The organism is Corynebacterium jeikeium (assembly GCA_003955985.1).
GTDB lineage: Bacteria > Actinomycetota > Actinomycetes > Mycobacteriales > Mycobacteriaceae > Corynebacterium > Corynebacterium jeikeium_D.
In genome coordinates this window covers 1,365,305-1,385,356 of record CP033784.1, presented here as the reverse complement: position 1 = coordinate 1,385,356, position 20,052 = coordinate 1,365,305, and the positions used below count along the sequence as shown (strand labels likewise).

Sequence of the window (20,052 nt, the reverse complement as noted above, 5' to 3'; positions counted from 1 at the left end):
TTCGTTTGTCCTATCTATAATGGCCTGCTCTGGATGTGAACGGGGGTAGCGTGACTCGGCGCGCCGCGAGCAATCTACATACAGAACGTTCGTACTGTTATTGTTGATGCAAGGACGGTAACGCTTCCTTAAAAACGTGTGTGTGGGCTCGTGTGCCCCGCGTCGTGATTATTGCTTTAATTGGTTGATAAGGGGCGGCGTGATCGCACCTATGCCTTGTGGAGAGCCGAAATTCGAGTGCCGGACTCTTCAGTTAAGGCGACAATTCACCCGAATAGAAATGGAGCTGACTGTGGCTGAAAGCAAGAACTCTTTCAACGCCCTGCGCAAGCTTGAGGTCGGAGACAAGTCTTATGACTACTTCGCTCTTGACGCCGTGCCGGGTATGGAGAAGCTGCCTTACTCGTTGAAGGTTCTCGGTGAGAACCTGCTGCGCAACGAAGATGGCGCCAACATCACTGAGGAGCACATCAAGGCTGTCGCCAACTGGGTTCCTTCGGCTGATCCGTCGATCGAGATTCAGTTCACCCCTGCTCGCGTTATTATGCAGGACTTCACCGGCGTCGCCTGTGTTGTTGACCTGGCTACCATGCGTGAGGCTGTTAAGACTCTCGGCGGCGACCCGGATCAGGTTAACCCGCTGAACCCGGCAGAGATGGTCATCGACCACTCGGTCATCATCGAGGCCTTCGGTAGCGAAGACGCTCTGGCTAAGAACGTCGAAATTGAGTACCAGCGCAATGATGAGCGCTACAAGTTCCTCCGTTGGGGTACTGGCGCATTCTCCAACTTCCGCGTTGTTCCTCCGGGAACCGGTATTGTCCACCAGGTCAACATCGAGTACCTGGCTCGCGTTGTCTTCGAGAACAACGGCCTGGCATACCCGGACACCTGTGTTGGTACTGACTCTCACACGACCATGCAGAACGGCCTGGGCATCCTGGGCTGGGGTGTCGGTGGTATTGAGGCTGAGGCCGCAATGCTTGGCCAGCCAATCTCCATGCTCATTCCGCGCGTCGTTGGCTTCAAGCTGACTGGCGACATTCAGCCGGGTGTTACCGCAACCGACGTTGTGCTCACCGTCACCGATATGCTGCGCCAGCACGGCGTCGTCGGCAAGTTCGTAGAGTTCTACGGCGCTGGCGTCTCCAAGCTGCCGCTGGCCAACCGTGCGACCATCGGTAACATGTCGCCAGAGTTCGGTTCCACCGCCGCAATCTTCCCGATCGACGATGAGACCGTCAAGTACCTGGCCCTGACTGGCCGTGACAAGGAGACCCTGGAGCGCGTCGAGGCTTACGCCAAGGCTCAGGGCATGTGGTTGGACGAGAACACTCCGGAGGCTGAGTACTCCGAGTACCTCGAGCTGGACCTGTCCACCGTCGTTCCGTCCATCGCTGGCCCGAAGCGCCCGCAGGACCGCATCGAGTTGGCTTCCGCCAAGGAGCAGTTCCGCAAGGACCTGCACAACTACTCCGACGGCGAGATTAAGGGCGCTGTCAAGGCTTCCGCACCGACCTCCGAGCTGGCCGCAGACTACAACGAGTCCCGCGAGGGCCACGGCGAGTCCGCCGCTAACGGCGCTGAAGGTCGCCCGAGCTCCCCGATTACCGTCACTTCCCCGAAGGGCGGCGAGTACACGCTCGACCACGGTATGGTCGCTATCGCTTCCATCACCTCTTGTACCAACACCTCCAACCCGTCGGTCATGATTGGTGCTGGTCTGTTGGCACGCAAGGCAGTCGAGAAGGGTCTGCAGGCTAAGCCGTGGGTCAAGACCATTTGTGCTCCGGGCTCCCAGGTTGTTAACGGCTACTTCAAGCGTGCTGACCTGTGGAAGGACCTCGAGGCTCTGGGCTTCTACCTGTCCGGCTTCGGTTGTGCAACCTGTATCGGTAACTCCGGTCCGCTGCCGGCTGAGATTTCCTCCGCCATCAACGAGGCCGACCTGGCTGCTACCGCGGTTCTGTCCGGTAACCGTAACTTCGAAGGCCGCATCTCCCCTGACGTGAAGATGAACTACCTGGCCTCCCCGATCCTGGTTATCGCCTACTCGATCGCCGGTACCATGGACTTCGACTTTGAAACCGACGCCCTGGGTCAGGACGCAGAGGGCAACGATGTCTTCCTGCGCGACATTTGGCCGTCCACCGAAGAGATCGAAGCAACCATCGAGGCCTCCATCTCTTCCGAGCTGTACGACGAGGACTACAAGGATGTCTTCGCTGGTGACGAGCGCTGGCAGAACCTGCCGACCCCGGAGGGCAAGACCTTCGCTTGGGACGACAAGTCCTCCTACATCCGCAAGGCACCGTACTTCGACGAGATGGAAATGGAGCCGGCACCGGTTTCCGACATCAAGGGCGCTCGCGTCCTTGCTGCCCTGGGTGACTCGGTGACCACCGACCACATCTCCCCGGCTTCCTCCATTAAGCCGGGCACCCCGGCTGCTCAGTACCTCGACTCCATGGGCGTTGAGCGCAAGGACTACAACTCCCTGGGTTCCCGTCGTGGTAACCACGAGGTCATGGTGCGCGGCACCTTCGCTAACATCCGCCTGCAGAACCAGCTGCTTGACGGTGTTACCGGTGGCTACACCCGCGACTTCACCCAGGAGGGTGGCCCGCAGGCCTTCATCTACGACGCTGCCATGAACTACAAGGAGGCTGGCACTCCGCTGGTCGTCGTTGGTGGTAAGGAATACGGCACCGGTTCCTCCCGTGACTGGGCAGCTAAGGGCACCCTGCTGCTGGGCGTCAAGGCTGTTATCGCTGAGTCCTTCGAGCGTATCCACCGCTCGAACCTCATCGGCATGGGCGTTGTTCCGCTGCAGTTCCCGGAGGGTGAGTCCTGGAAGTCCCTGGGCATCGATGGCACTGAGACCTTCGACATCGCTGGTCTGGAGGAGCTGAACAACGGCTCCATCCCGAAGACCGTCAAGGTTACGGTTACCAAGGAAAACGGCGAGTCCTTCGACTTCGACGCTGTGGTCCGCATCGATACCCCTGGTGAGGCTGACTACTACCGCCACGGCGGTATTCTGCAGTACGTCCTGCGCAACATGATCAAGGGCAACTAGTTTCCCTTTGACTCGTGCGCGCTAGGGCTTGTTACAAGCAGCGCTTCTAGAGGCCGGTAGGTAGCGCTAGCCCGCGGATTCATACCCCACGGGCTAGCGCCCTGCCGGCCTCGGGTTTCTCTACCCCAACCAAAATGAGGCTTGGGAAGTATAGGAATGGCGCTGCCACGTCATGCAGTGAAACATGTCCCTGGGCGTCGCCGGCAAGAAAAGAGTTTCCTTATGCCAAAAGTGAGTAACCAGGATTTAGCTCAACGGCGGCACGAAATTCTCGACGGCGCTCGGCAGTGCTTTGCAGAATTCGGCTACGACGGCGCAACGGTCTCTCGTCTGGAGTCCGCTACCGGTAAGTCTCGCGGTGCTATTTTCCATCACTTCGGATCCAAAGAAGGTCTGTTCTTAGCATTGGCCGAAGAAGATGCCGCAAATATGGCGGAAGTCGCGGAGGCTTCCGGCTTAGTGGAAGTAATGCGTGACATCGTGGCGAACCCAGACAAGCATGGCTGGCTGGGAACTCGCCTTGAGATTGCCCGTCGCCTTCGCAGCGATCCGGAGTTTAAGGGCCAATGGTTGGGCCATCAGGATCAATTGGATGACGCTGTTGCCCACCGATTGACCCAGACATCCTCATCCGGCTCCCTACGGTCGGATTATTCGGTTCGCACGATGCAGCTTTTTCTCGAGCTGATGCTCGATGGCATCATCGTTCGTCTGGCATCTGGTCGCACTGTCGACGAATTGGATTCCGTGCTTGATTTAGTTGAAGACAGCTTACGGCGCAAGGACTAGCCACTCAGGCTAGGCCTGATAGCGTTACGTACCACCCGCTCCCCTAATACGGGAGCGGGTTTCGGCTTTCTGCCGTGCATTTACCCCGTTTGACCGGTGAAGATGCATAGATTTCACTCAATATGGACTAAGCTGTCTATTTATGAGTGTGGGTAAGTTTTTGTTGGTGGCGCTCCGCCCCGCAGATTGTGCGGGGCAAGCCGAGTACCAGGACTTTCTGGATTCCACCGGGCTTGAGCCCAGCCAGTTGGATCTGTTTACCATCGACGCTGTCGGCGCTAAGTTGCCCGACCTGACCTCCTATGACGGCGTATTCGTCGGAGGCAGCCCATTTAACATCACCGACCTTGAGCATTCGGGGCTGCAGAAGTATTCGCACGATGTGCTTTACGACGTACTTAGGAGTCCTGTCCCCGCACTGCTTATCTGCTACGGCGCTAGCTACACGGCCTTTACTTCGGGCGGTTTGGTTAACCTGCGTCACGGCGAAGTAGCGGGTTCTACCCGGGTAGAGCTCACCGAAGCCGCCACTCAGGATCCAATAGCTTCGGTGTTGCCTCCGGTTTTTTATGCGTTGACTGGCCACAAGGAATCCGTTGCGGAACTTCCAAATCACGCGACTTTGCTTGCCACAGGCCCAACCTGTCCGGTGCAGATGTACTCGATCGGATCGAATAACTGGGTTACCCAATTTCATCCGGAGATGAATGCCAACGGACTGCTCCGCAGAATGTCTTTCTACACCGACGTCGGTTACTTTGACCCGGAGGAAGTCGATGCGATTCGACTAAAGGTATCTGATGTGGACCTCCAGGCCGTCTCGTCAATCATCCCCCGATTTATGCACGTATGTACGCATGCAGCCAATCCGAGCCTGCTAGTGGTGCAGTAGTCTCCGTCCCCCTCTAGCTCCCTTTTTCACGAAATTTGTTCCCGCAAATGTCTACCTCCGCCAAGCCCTTCCTCTTGCTTTCCACACGCGGCGAAGATGCCGCAGCTCACGCTGAACATCTCTCATTTGCCAGGAGGTGTGCATTGGCGCCGGCAAAGTTGCATCAAATTCGCCTGGAACAGTCTCGTCCGGGGAATCTGAATCTAGATAACTACTCGGGCGTAATCGTTGGCGGAGGTCCCTTTAACGCCTCTGATGACGATAAGAGCTATCTACAGAAGGAAGTCGAAACCTGGTTCGAGGATTTGTTGGCAGAAGTGCTCGAACGAGACTTCCCCTTCTTCGGAGCTTGTTATGGCGTCGGCCTGCTCGGTACTGCTGGCCATGGCCGTGTCTCCCGCAAGCACGGGGAGCAGGCAGCTGTAATCGAAGTAGCTGCAACTCCAGATGGCGAATCAGATCCAATTCTTGATGGTTTACCGGCCCACTTTCACGCCATCGTCGGCCACAAGGAGGCCATCGAAGAACTGCCTGGCGACGCTACGTTGTTGGCAACTGGAAAGGACTGCCCCGTACAGATGTTTCGGTTGGGCCGCAATGCATATGCGACGCAGTTTCACCCGGAATTAGATGCCAACACGTTTGCCCAGCGTCTCCAGATTTACGCAAATGAGGGCTACTATTTACCAGGAACAGATCTTGAAGCGGTGTCGGCCGCGCGACAGTTGGATGTTGCTCGAAGTGGGCGTATTCTTCAGAATTTCGCTCGGCTTCATACCGCATGTAGAGACTAATTAGTTTTATCTAGTGGCAATAAGCAAAAGGAATGTGATTGTCGCATGGAGAGGTGGAATCCCGATTCGGCACTTGCCGGACAGTCACCATCAATTGAAATGTCTGTGCTGCGATCCGGCGCGATTATTATTGCCGTCACCGGCTTTTTGTGGCAGGTTGAATCGGCTGTTCGTTCTGTCCCCTTTGAAAACTTTCTGAGCCACTGGTTCCCTTTTGCATCACTGCTCATATTCATTCTCAGCGATATGTTGCTGATTTGGGCTGTGATTAATAATACGCGGCGAGGCCTTATTACCGCACTGCGTGTGCCGATGTACATCATGTTGGTTTTCCTGATGTTGGTTTCAACCTATTGGGATCTCCCTCATAACGTCGTTGGAAATGCGCTCTGGTATAGCCCATTTTCAGGTTTAGCCCTCGCTGCATTTGCTCTGACAGTGCCACTCCACATCAGTTTGTCCGTGATGGTATTTGTTCCCGGACTTATTGCGGTCATTAATTCGTGGTTGCTGGGACACACTTTTTGGCTCGACATGTTGTCGGATGTCGGATTCAATCTCATCAACACTTTTCCATTTGTGATTATTGCGGGCTCTGCACAACCCGTCGCAAGACTTATTGACTTCACCTACGAGAACTCTCGAAAGGTGAATGAGAGAGCGGAGCGCATGCGTGTCCGCGGCGAGGCGATGAGCAGCTTCAACGCCTATGTCCATGACTATGTATTGGCCGCATTGTCTGCAATTGGTAAGGGCTCTAAGATTGACTTCTCGCTAGACGAGCAGACCGGGCTGTTTTTCTCGCCTCGGCAAACAGTAAGCGGTAGAACTTTTGCGGAGTCCGTACGAGCGCAATTGATGTCGGTGAGCCCCGACATTGGGGTAACGCTAGATACCAGCGAAGAAGGCGGTCCAGTTCGGCTGCCAGGAGAAGTTGCTAACACGTTCCTATTAGCCGCAACCGAGGTGGCAAATAATGCCAAGCGTCACGCAGGTGCCGCAGCGGAAAAGAAATGCCACATTCGTGTTGCCTCGGGAGAGGTGTCTATTGATTTTCGTGACGATGGCACCGGGTTCGACCCCGAGGGAATTGACCCGCATCGTGCAGGTATCCGGTTGAGCGTTAAAGGGCGAATGGAGGCCCTTCGCGGTGGAGATGCTCTCGTTAATTCAAAGCCTGGGAAAGGTACTCAGGTTATTCTCAAATGGCACGGTAATACCTCTCCTGTGGAAGAGGAAGATGTAGTCGATTCCTCCGCTCACACGACATCGCTGTATGACCTCATGGGAATGTCAATTGTTTTTTCCTGGCAGTTCTACGGCGCGATCGTCGGCGTGTTGTTCATGGTTCTAGTCAGTAATGGACAATTATTTACCGCGGCCGGGCAAATCAGTCTGGCATTAGCGATCGGCCTTCTCGGGCTGATTATGTATGGCCGCCATTCACAATTGCCGTTAGCCCGTGCAATTGTAACTGGTGTCGCGATCGTTGTATTAGCTGTCGTGGGGCTCTACCAGCCCATTCCAAATAATTTGGAATGGTCGTATTTCTGGCACTTTAGCTTAATTTCTTTTGCATCTGCATTGCTCGCCATCCGCGGCCGCCCCTGGGTTGCGCTGAATTCAGTGCTCGGTGGCGCGATCATGGTGGAACTTCTCAAGTTCTTCCCCTTTGCCCCCTCGGATACGACCCACATCAGTATCTCTGGAGTTGACCTGTTAGTTCGCTCCGTGATGTTGGTCGCGGGAATTTTGACGTCCATCATGGTCCGCTTTTTTATGCGCACCGTTCCGCAGTCTATTCAGGATTATAATCGTGCGCTGTACGCTGCCGGGGCCGCAAAAGAGTACGAAATTAGCAGCCAGAGTAACTACGAATGGCTGCAGCGCCGGGTCGGCCCCATTTTTAGCGCCGCTGCAGTTTTGGAAGAACCGACCCCGCGACTGCAGTTGCGTGCGCGGCTTACAGAGCAGCTTCTCCGAGACGTCCTACGTTCGCCGCATCTAAATGTTGGGTCCCTTCACCAAGCTGTTTGGGATGCCCGCGCAAGAGGTGTTCATGTCCGGCTCCTCGATGACCGCAATCACACGCAGGCCGTTTCCGATAGCACCGATGTGCGCCGTATTCCGCTTGTCGACGACGATTCCGCGGTGGCCAAGTTGATGCCGAACTTCCTCGAAGCAATCGATAACGCCGAAGAAGGATCGGTAACAATTCGCCTATTGCCCCCGGGCAGACGTGCATTTGCATCTATTTCTGATGACAATGGAGTGCAAAGGTTTGATGAAGCCGGTGAGAGGATAGTGATGTCACGTGACTAGGGAGAATATTGCGGGAATGAGCAATGCTTCCATCGACGTCTCGGCTGCAATTGACTCCGACAACATCGGAGATTACAGCGTGCAGTCGGATCGTTTGCTTCGCGTTGCTGCGATTGATGATCATGCCTTGACTCTGCAGGGGCTCGAAACCCTGCTTTCTGCAGAGCCAGACTTTGAGCTCGTCGGCTGTTATCAAACTGTGCCGGAGCTACTGGCCGATGTGGGCACCGATGACCGCCTGGATGTGGTCGTGCTGGATCTACGGCTGGCGGATAATTCAGATCCAGCGCAGAACGTTCTGTCGCTGGAATTGGTTACCGATCACGTGCTCATCCTTTCGTCAGCTGAAAGCCCATACCTTGTCCGAAAGGCAGTGCGTACCGGAGTGATGGGGGTTGTGCAAAAATCGGAAACCCCGGAGACAATCGTGTCTGCAGTACGGCTGGCGGCACTTGGCAAGGGCGCGCTGACTACAGAATGGGCATCGGTAGTTGACTCTGATCCCCTGCTCGACTCTGTCGATTTGTCAGAACGCCAGCGTGAGGTACTGGAGCTTTACGCCTCCGGTGAGTCGACGAAGCGAGTCGCGTCGATGACAGGGCTGACACCGAACACCGTGTTGGACTACTTGGGTCGTATTCGAGCCAAGTATGCGGCAGCTGGCCGGGCCGAGAACAGCCTTAACAAGTCGGAGATGTATAGGCTCGCTCAGCAGGACGGTTACCTGCCAGGGCCAATGGATCCGTCTTAAGCCAGCTCGACGATTTCCATGTAGTCGTCGCTCCAGAGGTCTTCGGTGCCGTCGGGAAGCACGATGACGCGCTCGGGCTCTAGCGCCTTGACCGCACCTGGATCGTGGGTAACCAGAACGACGGCCCCGGTGTAAGTGCGAAGTGCATCGAGAACCTGTTCGCGGGACTGCGGGTCGAGGTTGTTAGTGGGCTCGTCGAGAAGCAGGACGTTTGCGCGGGAGCTAACCAGCGTCGCCAGCGCCAGACGCGTCTTCTCACCACCGGAGAGGGTTCCCGCTGGCTGCTGCAGCTTGTCGCCGGAGAACATAAAGGCACCGAGCAGGCTCCGCAGCTCCGGCTCGTTGACGTCAGGGCAGGCGTAGACGGTGTTTTCCCAGACAGTCTTGTCCGGATCAATCGTGTCGTGCTCCTGGGCGAAGTAGCCGATGCGCAGGCCGTGGCCGGAGACAATGCCGCCTTCGCCATCGGTGCGCTCCACACCGGCGAGTAGCTTCAGCAGCGTCGTCTTACCAGCACCATTGAAGCCGAGGACAACCACGCGGGAACCCTTGTCAATCGCAAGATCAACACCGGCGAAGACCTCCAACGAGCCATACATCTTGGTCAGTCCCGTGGCGTTGAGCGGAGTCTTGCCACAGGGCGCCGGCTCGGGGAAGGAAATGTGGGCGACCTTATCCTCGACGCGGACTTCGTCGAGACTGTCCATCATGCGCTCAGCACGAGCCACCATCTGCTTGGCCGCACGGGCCTTCGTCGCCTTCGCGCCTAGCTTCTCGGCCTGCTTGCGCAGTGCGCTGGCTTTCTTCTCCGCGTTAGCGAACTCACGGCGACGTCGAGCCTCATCGGTCGCGCGTGCCGACAGGTAGTTCTTCCAGCCCATGTTGTACACATCAGCTTCGGCGCGCACCGCATCGAGGAACCAGACTTTGTTACACACGGCCTCGAGCAGCTCGACATCGTGCGAAATCATAATCAAGCCGCCCTCATGCTTACTGAGGAATTCGCGCAGCCAGGTAATCGAATCCGCATCGAGGTGGTTCGTCGGCTCGTCGAGAAGCAGCGTCGTGGCGGACTTGCCCGAGCCTTCGGTAGCGGCGAAGAGAATCTGAGCAAGCTCGACGCGGCGGCGCTGACCACCCGAAAGCGTCTTCAGCGGCTGGTCGAGTACGCGCTCCGGCAACCCCAGCGCGTCGCAAATGCGGGCTGCCTCGGCGTTCGCCTCGTAGCCGCCGAGGTCGTGGTAGCGCTCCTCGAGACGCGAAAACTTCCGAATCGCCGCATCGCGTTTCGTGTCAGTGGTCGCGGTCTCCATGATCTCCTGTTGGCGATCCATGCTGCGGCGGATTTGGTCAAGACCTCGCGCCGACAGCACACGGTCGCGGGCGGAGATGTCGATGTTGCCCTCGCGCGAGTCCTGTGGCAGGTAACCAATCGAGCCAGAGCGCACTACTGAACCGCCATAGGGTTCAGTTTCACCGGAGAGAATACGCATAGTCGTCGTTTTGCCAGCACCATTTCGCCCGACGAGTCCAATCCGGTCTCCCGGCTGGACGCGCAGCTGCTCACCCGGCGCAGTGAGCAGGGTACGGGCGCCGACTCGGACTTCAAGGTCATGGGTCACAATCACGAACGAGTAGCCTACCAGTTATGACTTCATTTCCCGTGACCGCCTCCGTCGTCGGCCTCGGGCCCGCCGGAAGAATCGCCGCCCACCGTGCATCCGCTCGCGGCTGGGATGTCACCGCTTATGACCCAGCCGGTGGCACACTGCCCTCGACGATTGGTCTCTGGTGCGACCAACTCCCCGACTGGTTGCCCAGCGACTTCCTTGCCGCCACCTTTCAACCCAGCGTCATTCTTGCCGACGGCACCGAACGTCAGCTCGCCCGCAACTACGGCGTTGTTAACAAGGACTGCCTGCAAAAACTGGGCGGTTTCCACATCGAACGCCGCGCGCTCACCGATTCCGAAACCACGGGTACTGACATCACAATTGTCACCACCGGGCGCACGCACGCCGCAGTCGGGCGAGGTGGGCAGGTACGGCAGCTCGCCATCGGGCACATCTTTTCGCTTGACGACGTCCCCAGCGCCCACCGCCGCGCAGTTTTCATGGACTTCACTCCGGCTGAACCGGTTGACCCAGCGACAGAGCCGGCTAGTTTCTCCTATCGCATTTTCTTGGATGACAGGACCTTCCTCATTGAAGAGACCATTCTCGCTACTCCGACTCCTATGGTTGACGGGTATCGTGGCGAAGCCGGTGCGCCAGTCGGCAGCGGCGGTGAGGCCGATGACTCCGTACTTCTAGCGCTGTTGCGTAGACGCCAAAGTGCACGGTTGAAGTCCCTGGGGCTTTCGGAAGATCTGGCCATCGACGAAGAAGTGGTGTCCTTTCCCCTACTGGCAAACCTTCCCTCTCGCCGCGGTGACGTGACGCACAGTGGACCATCCATGGGCACTCTCTTCGGCTTTGCTGGTGGTTGGATGCATCCTGCCACTGGTTACTCGGTGGGTTCGGTTATCGAAGATGTCGACCGCTTCTTGGCCGATATGGAAAAGAAGGGAAGCCGGACGCTGGGGACGTCGTTAAGCATGCGATTGCAGCGATGGCTACGCGAACGTGGGCTCGCGGCGTTGCTGGGGTTCGATGCACGACAGACGGGTGCGTTTTTCCGGGCGTTCTTTTCGTTGCCGGAGAAGGACATTTTTGCCTATTTGATAGGGACATCCCCACTGACGACGCTTCGCGCTATGGCGAAAGTGGCCGTGCCTTTGCTGAAAATGAGTCCGCGTACGTGCGGAAAGCTCATCGCTGGGTTTGTGCGGGGACCTGGGAGATGGAGAACTCGTTGACCGGGAGCATATACATCAGCCGATTTGTGGGGTGATACCAACAATTAAAGCGGTGTGGTTTTTGCATTCACCGGAGTACAAACGCTTATGATAAATGAATGACTTCGACGCAATCTGAGGAGACTTCCTCACAAAACCATAAGCTTCAGCGCAGGCTGAGAGCTCGCCACCTGAACATGATTGCCATTGGTGGTGCCATTGGTACGGGCCTGTTTGTTGCCTCCGGTGCGACCATTTCGCAGGCCGGTCCAGGCGGTGCGCTTATCGCTTACGCTCTTATCGGCATCATGGTGTGGCTGGTTATGCAGTCTCTCGGCGAGATGGCCGCTTACCTGCCGGTGCCCGGTTCCTTCCAGGAGTACGGTCGCCGATACGTCTCAGAATCCTTCGGCTTTGCCATGGGCTGGAACTACTGGTTTAACTGGGCGATTACTGTGGCCGCAGAGCTCGTCGCTGCTGCGCTGGTGATGCGCTATTGGTTCCCGGATGTGCCTTCAATCATCTGGTCCGCGCTCTTCCTCGCGATTCTATTCGGGCTGAATGCCCTGTCCGCACGTGCATTCGGCGAGGGTGAGTTTTGGTTTGCGACCATCAAGGTCATTACCGTCATCGTCTTCCTCGTTCTTGGTGTCGGCATGATTTTCGGCATCTTGGGCGGGTCCTCCCCCGGCTTCGAAAACTGGACCACGGGCGACGCCCCATTCGTCAATGGCGGAATGGGACTGTTGGCTGTCTTCGTCGTAGCCGGATACTCCTTCCAGGGCACCGAGATGGTTGGTGTAGCAGCAGGTGAGGCCGAGGATCCTGAGCGTACGATTCCCCGCGCGATTCGCACTATCTTCTGGCGTATCCTGCTGTTCTACATCGGTGCCATCGCTGTTATTGGTTTCCTTATTGCGTACACGGACCCGAATCTTCTGAACGCCGCCGAGGACAACATTTCCATTTCACCGTTCACCCTGGTCTTTGAACGCGCAGGTATCGCGATTGCCGCTGGCCTGATGAACGCTGTCATTCTGACTTCGGTCTTGTCCGCGGGTAACTCCGGTATGTATGTGTCCACTCGTATGCTGTTTTCCCTGGCCCGCCAGGGACACGCTCCGCGTTACTTCGGCAAGCTTTCCGGGCACGGCGTTCCGCTGCGCGCTCTGATTGCCACCGCTGTGATCGGTATGGCTGGCTTCATTACTTCATTGGTAGGCGATGGCGTGGCGTACACCTTCTTGTTGACACTTTCTGCGCTCGCGGGCTTTATCACCTGGTTTGGCATCTCTTACAGTCACTACCGCTTCCGCAAGTGTCTGAAGGCCCAGAACATCCCGTTGGGTTCGCTTCCCTACAAGGCGAACTTTTTCCCTGCCGGTGCTGTGCTGGCACTGATTATGTGCTTCTTTGTGGTGGCCGGACAGGCACTTGATCCGATCCGCACTGGCGAAAATATCTTCGCTATCCTCACTCCGTACCTGGGTATTCCGGTATTCGTCCTGCTGTGGTTCATCCATAAGAAGGTCACGGGCTCCAAGCTCGTTGACCCGGCCACCGCAGACATGAGTCGCGAATAGCTGCGAAGAGCTGTGAATAGATGCGAGTAGCTATGCATCTCGCATCTAACTCTCACAACTTGGATTAGCAGTCGAAGACAATAGCGACCCCGCTTGGCACTTTTCAGCGCCAGGTGGGGTCGTTTTTAGCTCCGAGTCGGACAGCTCGAAAAAATTGCGGGGATGCTCGTGTGAATACGGGCTGCAGATGTGAAACTGTGCAATTTTATGACGCTTTCAGGCCATTTTTTGAGCCATTTTTGACATAAATGCAGTCAGTAACTCGCATCGCCCTACCGATCCCGGCCATAAACGCAGTCAGCAACTCAAAAAACAAACGAAAAAGTGCCTAGCTGAACGAGCCAGGAGCTCGTCGCCAAGCACTTTTAGCGTAGCGGTTCCCTAATCACCGCTGTCACTGATCATCTAGACCGAGAAACCGAGAGCGCGCATCTGCTCGCGGCCGTCCTCAGTGATCATGTGTGGGCCCCATGCCGGGGACCAGACCCAGTTGAGGCGGAAGTCGCGGATACCCTCGACCTTCATAACCTCGGAGGCAGTCTGGTCGGTGAGCATATCGGTCAGCGGGCAGGCCGGGGACGTGAGTGTCATGAAGATAGCGGCAATGTCGCCTTCTTCAATCCAGATGTCATATACCAGGCCCAGGTCCACGACGTTGACTCCAAGTTCCGGGTCAACAACCTCGTACATTGCCTCTTCAACCTGGATAGCCAGCTTGTTATCGGCTTCGGTCTGCTCCGGTGCCGGCGGGACGGTGATGGACTCGTACGCATCCCCCTCATCAATGGGAGCACCAGTAGTCATGGTGTCCTCGTCGACAGCATCAGGCTGTGCGGGCGAGGTGGCGTCATTAGCGATTGGTTCAGTCATGGCGATGGCCTTCCTCGTCATTGGTAACGGTTACAGTCGCGGTACCAACGCCGTTGCCTTCAGCAGCGTTGGCCAGGGCCTCAGCGGTTGCGGCCTGGAAAGCTTTCCATCCGAGAAGTGCGCACTTCACGCGGGCGGGGTACTTAGAAACTCCAGCGAAGGCAATCCCATCGCCGATAATGTCCTCATCGCCCTCAATCTTGCCTCGGGACGTGACCATCTTCTCGAACTCGGCAAGCTTGGCCATGGCCTCGTCGACAGTCTTGCCGACAATCTCCTCAGCCATAACTGAGGTGGAGGCTTGCGAGATAGAACAGCCCACGGCGTCATAGGAGACGTCATTGACGACGGTGAGGTCGTCGTTCAGAGTGACGCGAAGCGTGAGTTCATCGCCACACGACGGGTTGACGTGATGCACTTCCGTATTGAAAGGCTCCCGCAAACCCGCATGCTGCGGATGCTTGTAGTGATCCAGGATAACTTCCTGGTACATCTGCTCGAGCTTCATGTCCTTCTCCTTTCTTAAAGCTACGGGGTGACACCGAAGAACTTCTGTGCATGGCGCACTGCGTCGGCAAGCGCCTGAACGTCCTCTTCCGTGTTGTAGATGTAGAAGGATGCCCGGGCGGTCGACTGGGCGTTGAGGATTTGGTGAATTGGCCACGCGCAATGGTGACCGACGCGGATGCACACGCCCTGGTCGTCTAAAACCTGGCCAAGATCGTGCGGGTGAATGCCCTCGACCTTGAAGGAGACTGCAGAGCCACGCTGTTCTGGAGTAGTCGGACCGATGATGGTCACGCCATCAATTTCCTGCAGCTTCTCCAGTGCGAGCGCGGTCAGGTGGTGCTCATGAGCAGCTACCTTATCCATACCGATGGCATCCAGGTACTTCACCGCAGCACCCAGGCCGACGACCTGGGAGGTCATCATGGTACCCGCCTCGAAGCGCTGCGGAGGCGCCGCGAAGGTGGTCTTCTCCATGGTGACGACCTCAATCATCGAGCCACCAGTGAGGAACGGCGGCAGTGCCTCGAGCAGTTCCCGGCGACCGTAGAGCGCGCCGACCCCGTTGGGGCCGAGCATCTTGTGGCCGGAGAACGCCAGGAAGTCCACATCGAGCTCCTTGACGTCGACAGGCATATGCGGCACCGACTGGCAGGCATCGAGGACTACCAGCGCTCCGACCTCGCGAGCACGGCGCACCATTTCCTTCACATCGGTTACTGCACCGGTGACGTTTGACTGATGGGTAAAGGCCACAACTTTGGTCTTCTCGCTGAGCTCCAGCGAGTCCATATCAATGCGGCCGTCTTCAGTCACGCCATACCAACGCAGTGTCGCACCAGTGCGGCGAGCCAGCTCCTGCCACGGCACCAAGTTCGCGTGATGCTCCAGCTCAGTGACGACAATCTCGTCACCCTCGCCGACCTGGTACTGACCTGCGCGGTCGTCGCCAAGCACGAATGCCACTGTGTTCAACGCTTCGGTGGCGTTCTTGGTGAAGACCAGCTCGTCATAGTCGGCGCCGATGAAGCCTGCAATGGCTTCGCGGGCATCTTCGTAGGCGTCCGTGGCCTCCTCAGCAATCTCGTAGGCACCGCGGTGCACCGGTGCATTGTGGTGGGTTAGGAACTCCACCTCAGCATCGATGACTTGCTTGGGGCGCTGCGAGGTCGCTCCGGAATCCAGGTAGACCAGCCGCTTTCCGTCACGGACAGTGCGCGACAGAATCGGAAAGTCCTCGCGGAGTGATGGGCTGAGTAGTTCGGCGTTAGGCATTGATGTACTTCTCGTAGCCGTGCTCTTCCAGCTCGTCTGCAAGCTCCGGGCCACCGGAGGTGATGAAGCGACCATCGTGGAAGACGTGGACGAAGTCCGGCTTCACGTAGTTCAGGATGCGCTGGTAGTGAGTAATGATCAGAATGCCGCCGTCGTTTTCGTCCTGGTAGCGGTTAATGCCGTCAGAGACAACGCGCAGAGCGTCGACGTCCAGGCCGGAGTCGGTCTCGTCCAGGATGGCGAACTTCGGCTTCAGCAGGTCGAGCTGCAGAATCTCGTGACGCTTCTTCTCGCCACCGGAGAAGCCCTCGTTGACGGAGCGCTCGGAGAACGACGAATCGATCTCCAGGTCAGCCATTGCCTCACGGACCTCCTTGACCCAGTGGCGCAGCTTCGGAGCCTCGCCGCGGACAGCGGTTGCTGCAGAGCGCAGGAAGTTGGACATGGACACGCCGGTGACCTCGACCGGGTACTGCATTGCCAGGAAGAGCCCAGCGCGAGCGCGCTCGTCGACGCTCATCTCCAGCACGTTTTCGCCGTCGAGGAGAATCTCGCCCTCGGTGACTTCGTAACGCGGGTGACCTGCGATGGTGTAGCTCAGGGTGGATTTACCAGAGCCGTTCGGCCCCATCACAGCGTGGGTTTCGCCGGAGTTGATCGTCAGGTTGACGCCCTTCAAAATCTCCTTGGGCTCGGCGGACTCATCGGTCGGCAGCACCTGCGCGTGGAGGTTACGGATTTCCAAAGTGCTCATAGTGAAATCTTTTCCTTTAATCGGTGTAAGTGGCCTGTCCCCGGCACTTCCGGGTTGACAGGACGGAAAGGGTGAGAAAGAAGATAAGCGGTTAGAAGCCAGCGGTGTTGAGCTCTTCGTCAACGAGCTTTTCAAGCTTCTCGCGAACGGACTCGACCGGAATCAGGTTGATGACCTCGCTGAAGAAGCCGCGAACCACCAGACGGCGAGCGGCCAGCTCCGGAATACCGCGCGAGAGCAGGTAGAAGAGCTGTTCCTCGTCGAAACGGCCAACGGTGGCAGCGTGCCCAGCACCGGCAATCTCACCGGTTTCAATTTCCAGGTTCGGAACTGCGTCGGCACGCGCGCCTTCGGTGAGCAGCAGGTTGCGGTTGAGCTCGTAGGTGTCGGTGCCCGTCGCTTCTGCACGAATGAGCACGTCTCCCACCCACGCGGTGCGGGCCTCACGATGAGCGACATTCGGCTCGCCCTGCAGCGCGCCCTTGTACATCACGTTGGAGCGGCAGTTCGGCACAGCGTGGTCGACCAGCATGCGGTTTTCAAAGTACTGACCGGCATCGGCGAAGTACACGCCCAGCAGATCGACGTCGCCGCCGGGTGCCGTGAAAGCAACGCGCGGAACGATACGGACAACCTCGCCGCCAAACGTTGCGACAGTGTGGCGCAGCGTAGCATCCCGGCCGACATGAACGTGGTGCGCCGAACCATGAACGGCATCTTCGTTCCAGTTCACCATGGTCACGACACCCAGCTTGGCGCCGTCGCCGATTACGAACTCGATGTTGTCCGCGAACGTGCCACTGCCTCGGTAGTTAATGACGCAGACGGCCTCGGCGTGAGACTGCACGTCAATGACGATATGGCCGTAGGACACGTTGTCCTCGCCCGGACCGTCGATGTCGATGACGACAGGCTCCTTGGAAACCGAGTTCTTCGCGAAGGTCACGATGTGCGCATCGTCGAAGTTGGAGTACGCCTGTGCTGCCACGCGGTCCGTTGGGGCGCCGGCGCGACCAAGGCGCTCGTCGTCACGCTTGACGACGTCCACAGCGACGCCATCCTGACCAGCAGTCTCGACCGAAATTGAGGCTGCAACCGGCTCTGCTGCGGTGCCGTTGTGGAGACCGCGGAGCTTACGCAGCGGCGTGAACTTCCACTCTTCATCCTTGCCATGCGGCACGGCGAAGTCCTCCACGTTGAAGGATGTGAAAACGTCGCCCTTGTTCGCCAGCACGCGGCGGCTATGAGCAGCCTGGTTTTCGTTGTTAATCGTCGTAGTCATTGGTATTAACCGACCGAACCTTCCATCTGCAGTTCAATGAGGCGGTTGAGCTCGAGGGCGTATTCCATCGGGAGCTCCTTGGCGATGGGCTCGACAAAGCCGCGCACGACCATGGCCATTGCATCTTCTTCCTCGATGCCGCGGCTCATCAGGTAGAAAAGCTGATCGTCAGAGACCTTGGAAACCGTTGCCTCGTGGCCGAGGGTGACGTCGTCCTCGCGGACATCCACGTATGGGTACGTGTCCGAACGTGAAATCGTGTCCACCAGGAGTGCGTCACACTCGACGTTGGAGTGCGAGTGCTTGGCACCCTTGTTGACCTGCACCAGCCCGCGGTAGGCAGCGCGGCCACCGTTGCGGGCCACGGACTTGGACACGATGTTGGAGCTCGTGTGCGGAGCCATGTGCACCATCTTGGCGCCGGTGTCCTGGAACTGGCCCTCGCCAGCCATAGCCACGGACAGCACCTCGCCCTTGGCATGCGGACCGGTCATCCACACTGCCGGGTACTTCATGGTGACCTTGGAACCGATGTTGCCGTCAATCCACTCCATGGTTGCGCCCTCTTCGCACTTGGTGCGCTTGGTAACCAGGTTGTAGACGTTGTTCGACCAGTTCTGGATCGTGGTGTAGCGGCAGCGGCCACCCTTCTTCACGATGATCTCCACAACAGCCGAGTGCAGCGAGTCGGACTTGTAAATCGGAGCGGTACAGCCCTCGACGTAGTGCACGTAGGCATCTTCGTCGACAATAATGAGCGTGCGCTCGAACTGTCCCATGTTTTCCGTGTTGATACGGAAGTATGCCTGCAGTGGGATGTCCACGTGGACGCCCTTCGGCACGTAAATGAAGGAGCCGCCGGACCAGACTGCGGTGTTAAGAGCGGAGAACTTGTTGTCACCGGACGGAATGACGGTGCCGAAGTACTCCTTAAACAGCTCCGGGTGCTCCTTGAGAGCGGTGTCGGTGTCCAGGAAGATAACGCCCTGGGCCTCCAGATCCTCGCGAATCTGGTGGTAGACAACCTCAGACTCGTACTGAGCGGCGACACCTGCGACCAGGCGCTGCTTCTCAGCCTCCGGAATGCCGAGCTTGTCGTAGGTGTTCTTAATATCCTCCGGCAGGTCTTCCCAGGTCTGGGCCTGCTTCTCGGTGGAGCGAACGAAGTACTTAATGTTGTCGAAGTCGATGCCCGACAAATCCGCGCCCCAGGTGGGCAGCGGCTTGCGGTCGAAGATTTCCAAAGCCTTCAAGCGACGTTCAAGCATCCACTCCGGCTCGTTCTTCTTAGCCGAAATATCGCGAACGACCGCTTCAGACAGGCCACGCTTCGCGGAAGCGCCAGCGGTATCCGGGTCGTGCCAACCGAACTGGTAGGCACCAATGGACTCGATAATCTCTTCGTCAGTCTGCGGAGTGGCAGCCTTCGTGGATTCAGCCACGTCGGTGGAGTTCTCATGGGCGAGGGTCATTCTCCGCTCCTTTCTTGTGGCGATTCAGTAAGTGTCTTTGTTACGGGAGTGAGTGGGATATTCGTAGTGCAGATACCGTTTCCATCAGCGATAGTCGCCAACGGTTGGGTGTGCTGACCTAATAATTTACTAACGGCTTCATGCTCCGCCGCGCAGAGCTCCGGAAACTCGGAGGCTACGTGGCTAATTGGGCAATGGTGCTGGCAAATTTGCACGCCGCCAGTGTTCTGGTTGATAGTTGCCGCGTACCCGGCCCGTCGGAAAGCATCGACGACGGCCTCTACGACCTCTTCCTTCTCTGCGTCCTGCCCCACTGGCGTGACGCCGAGCAGAATGTCATCAATGCGCTGACGGGCAAACTGGGCAACTGCCTGCTCACCACCGGCCTTGCGCAGTGCGGTCAGTGCTGCACTGGCAAGATCGTCGTAAGCGTGCCCGAATCTAGCGCGGCCCCGATCTGTCAGGCGATAGGACTTTGCTGGCCTGCCTCGGCCCCGGGGGCCGGTGCTGGGTGCCGGAGCGGTTTCGGCAAGACCTTCGTCCACCAGAATGTCAATATGACGGCGGACGCCTGCAGCGGATAGTCCCAGGGTGTCTGCGATAAAAGTCGCGGACGCCGGGTTGTGTTCCAGAAGCAATTGGAGAATGCGCTTGCGCGTATCACCATCATTGACTGTCGGCTTCCGATCTGCCATGACTGGTGAGTCACCTCCTGCGATTGGACTGCTGGATAATAATGGGTGTCTAGGTGGCTCAGCGAGGCAAGTATCCCACTTGCGCCGCTGGTGTATTAGACAACATAATTGTGTCGTAATTGGGTCACAATGTCCAACGCATTTAAATATC

16 protein-coding genes are annotated in these 20,052 nt (G+C 57.6%); 8 read left to right on the top strand and 8 right to left on the bottom strand.

The genetic code is table 11. The features are described 5' to 3' along the window. The first annotated feature begins 292 nt into the window (after positions 1 to 292). From acnA to EGX79_06115, 6 genes are all read left to right on the top strand, one after another. Complete coding sequence (gene acnA / locus EGX79_06140; protein ID AYX82749.1) at positions 293 to 3,079, top strand: aconitate hydratase AcnA; 2,787 nt, start codon at positions 293 to 295, stop codon at positions 3,077 to 3,079. 222 nt (positions 3,080 to 3,301) lie between these two features. Next, on the top strand, positions 3,302 to 3,868 hold the full coding sequence (locus tag EGX79_06135) for a TetR/AcrR family transcriptional regulator (protein AYX81795.1): 567 nt from the start codon (positions 3,302 to 3,304) through the stop codon (positions 3,866 to 3,868). Positions 3,869 to 4,010: 142 nt separating this feature from the next. Continuing rightward, positions 4,011 to 4,760, top strand: coding sequence for a glutamine amidotransferase (locus EGX79_06130; GenBank protein ID AYX81794.1), 750 nt, complete (start codon positions 4,011 to 4,013; stop codon positions 4,758 to 4,760). Positions 4,761 to 4,807: 47 nt separating this feature from the next. Further along, complete coding sequence (locus EGX79_06125) at positions 4,808 to 5,554, top strand: glutamine amidotransferase (protein ID AYX81793.1); 747 nt, start codon at positions 4,808 to 4,810, stop codon at positions 5,552 to 5,554. A 45-nt stretch (positions 5,555 to 5,599) separates the two neighbouring features. After that, on the top strand, positions 5,600 to 7,876 hold the full coding sequence (locus EGX79_06120; protein ID AYX81792.1) for an ATP-binding protein: 2,277 nt from the start codon (positions 5,600 to 5,602) through the stop codon (positions 7,874 to 7,876). Positions 7,877 to 7,892: 16 nt separating this feature from the next. Then, a complete protein-coding gene (locus EGX79_06115) occupies positions 7,893 to 8,627 on the top strand; it encodes a DNA-binding response regulator (GenBank protein ID AYX81791.1) in 735 nt (244 codons plus the stop codon). Here the strand turns inward: EGX79_06115 and EGX79_06110 are convergent. Then, on the bottom strand, positions 8,624 to 10,255 hold the full coding sequence (locus tag EGX79_06110; protein AYX81790.1) for an ABC transporter ATP-binding protein: 1,632 nt from the start codon (positions 10,253 to 10,255) through the stop codon (positions 8,624 to 8,626). The two genes, EGX79_06115 and EGX79_06110, sit on opposite strands and share 4 nt — an antisense overlap. A 20-nt stretch (positions 10,256 to 10,275) precedes the next feature. On the opposite strand from EGX79_06110, the gene EGX79_06105 reads away from it, so the two are divergent. After that, the gene (locus EGX79_06105) at positions 10,276 to 11,484 is read left to right on the top strand and encodes a lycopene beta cyclase (GenBank protein ID AYX81789.1); all 1,209 of its coding nucleotides are present in this window, start codon (positions 10,276 to 10,278) and stop codon (positions 11,482 to 11,484) included. Between the two features lie 98 nt (positions 11,485 to 11,582). Next, entirely contained in the window at positions 11,583 to 13,046 is a 1,464-nt protein-coding gene (locus tag EGX79_06100; protein ID AYX81788.1) for an amino acid permease, read from the top strand. 405 nt (positions 13,047 to 13,451) lie between these two features. Here EGX79_06100 and EGX79_06095 read toward each other — a convergent pair whose 3' ends face one another. The 7 genes from EGX79_06095 to EGX79_06065 form a co-directional block, all read right to left on the bottom strand. Continuing rightward, positions 13,452 to 13,916 carry a metal-sulfur cluster assembly factor gene (locus tag EGX79_06095; GenBank protein AYX81787.1) on the bottom strand — a complete coding sequence of 155 codons (465 nt, stop codon included), beginning with the start codon at positions 13,914 to 13,916 and terminating at the stop codon, positions 13,452 to 13,454. Further along, a complete protein-coding gene (locus EGX79_06090) occupies positions 13,909 to 14,424 on the bottom strand; it encodes an SUF system NifU family Fe-S cluster assembly protein (GenBank protein AYX81786.1) in 516 nt (171 codons plus the stop codon). Before EGX79_06090 ends, EGX79_06095 begins: the two co-directional genes overlap by 8 nt. A 20-nt stretch (positions 14,425 to 14,444) precedes the next feature. Then, positions 14,445 to 15,698, bottom strand: coding sequence for a cysteine desulfurase (locus EGX79_06085; protein AYX81785.1), 1,254 nt, complete (start codon positions 15,696 to 15,698; stop codon positions 14,445 to 14,447). Further along, positions 15,691 to 16,452, bottom strand: a complete 762-nt coding sequence (sufC, locus tag EGX79_06080) for a Fe-S cluster assembly ATPase SufC (protein ID AYX81784.1) — start codon at positions 16,450 to 16,452, stop codon at positions 15,691 to 15,693. Before sufC ends, EGX79_06085 begins: the two co-directional genes overlap by 8 nt. Positions 16,453 to 16,543: 91 nt before the next feature. After that, on the bottom strand, positions 16,544 to 17,734 hold the full coding sequence (sufD, locus tag EGX79_06075; protein ID AYX81783.1) for a Fe-S cluster assembly protein SufD: 1,191 nt from the start codon (positions 17,732 to 17,734) through the stop codon (positions 16,544 to 16,546). Positions 17,735 to 17,739: 5 nt separating this feature from the next. Next, entirely contained in the window at positions 17,740 to 19,206 is a 1,467-nt protein-coding gene (sufB, locus tag EGX79_06070; GenBank protein AYX81782.1) for a Fe-S cluster assembly protein SufB, read from the bottom strand. Further along, positions 19,203 to 19,901, bottom strand: a complete 699-nt coding sequence (locus tag EGX79_06065; protein ID AYX81781.1) for a transcriptional regulator — start codon at positions 19,899 to 19,901, stop codon at positions 19,203 to 19,205. Before EGX79_06065 ends, sufB begins: the two co-directional genes overlap by 4 nt. Positions 19,902 to 20,052 lie beyond the last annotated feature (151 nt).

Coding starts and splice junctions, on each gene's coding strand:
- EGX79_06135 (AYX81795.1), top strand. CDS start 3,302: ATGCCAAAAGTGAGTAACCAGGATTTAGCTCAACGGCGGCACGAAATT.
- EGX79_06130 (AYX81794.1), top strand. CDS start 4,011: ATGAGTGTGGGTAAGTTTTTGTTGGTGGCGCTCCGCCCCGCAGATTGT.
- EGX79_06125 (AYX81793.1), top strand. CDS start 4,808: ATGTCTACCTCCGCCAAGCCCTTCCTCTTGCTTTCCACACGCGGCGAA.
- EGX79_06120 (AYX81792.1), top strand. CDS start 5,600: ATGGAGAGGTGGAATCCCGATTCGGCACTTGCCGGACAGTCACCATCA.
- EGX79_06115 (AYX81791.1), top strand. CDS start 7,893: ATGAGCAATGCTTCCATCGACGTCTCGGCTGCAATTGACTCCGACAAC.
- EGX79_06105 (AYX81789.1), top strand. CDS start 10,276: ATGACTTCATTTCCCGTGACCGCCTCCGTCGTCGGCCTCGGGCCCGCC.
- EGX79_06100 (AYX81788.1), top strand. CDS start 11,583: ATGACTTCGACGCAATCTGAGGAGACTTCCTCACAAAACCATAAGCTT.
- EGX79_06095 (AYX81787.1), bottom strand. CDS start 13,916: ATGACTGAACCAATCGCTAATGACGCCACCTCGCCCGCACAGCCTGAT.
- EGX79_06090 (AYX81786.1), bottom strand. CDS start 14,424: ATGAAGCTCGAGCAGATGTACCAGGAAGTTATCCTGGATCACTACAAG.
- EGX79_06085 (AYX81785.1), bottom strand. CDS start 15,698: ATGCCTAACGCCGAACTACTCAGCCCATCACTCCGCGAGGACTTTCCG.
- sufC (AYX81784.1), bottom strand. CDS start 16,452: ATGAGCACTTTGGAAATCCGTAACCTCCACGCGCAGGTGCTGCCGACC.
- sufD (AYX81783.1), bottom strand. CDS start 17,734: ATGACTACGACGATTAACAACGAAAACCAGGCTGCTCATAGCCGCCGC.
- sufB (AYX81782.1), bottom strand. CDS start 19,206: ATGACCCTCGCCCATGAGAACTCCACCGACGTGGCTGAATCCACGAAG.
- EGX79_06065 (AYX81781.1), bottom strand. CDS start 19,901: ATGGCAGATCGGAAGCCGACAGTCAATGATGGTGATACGCGCAAGCGC.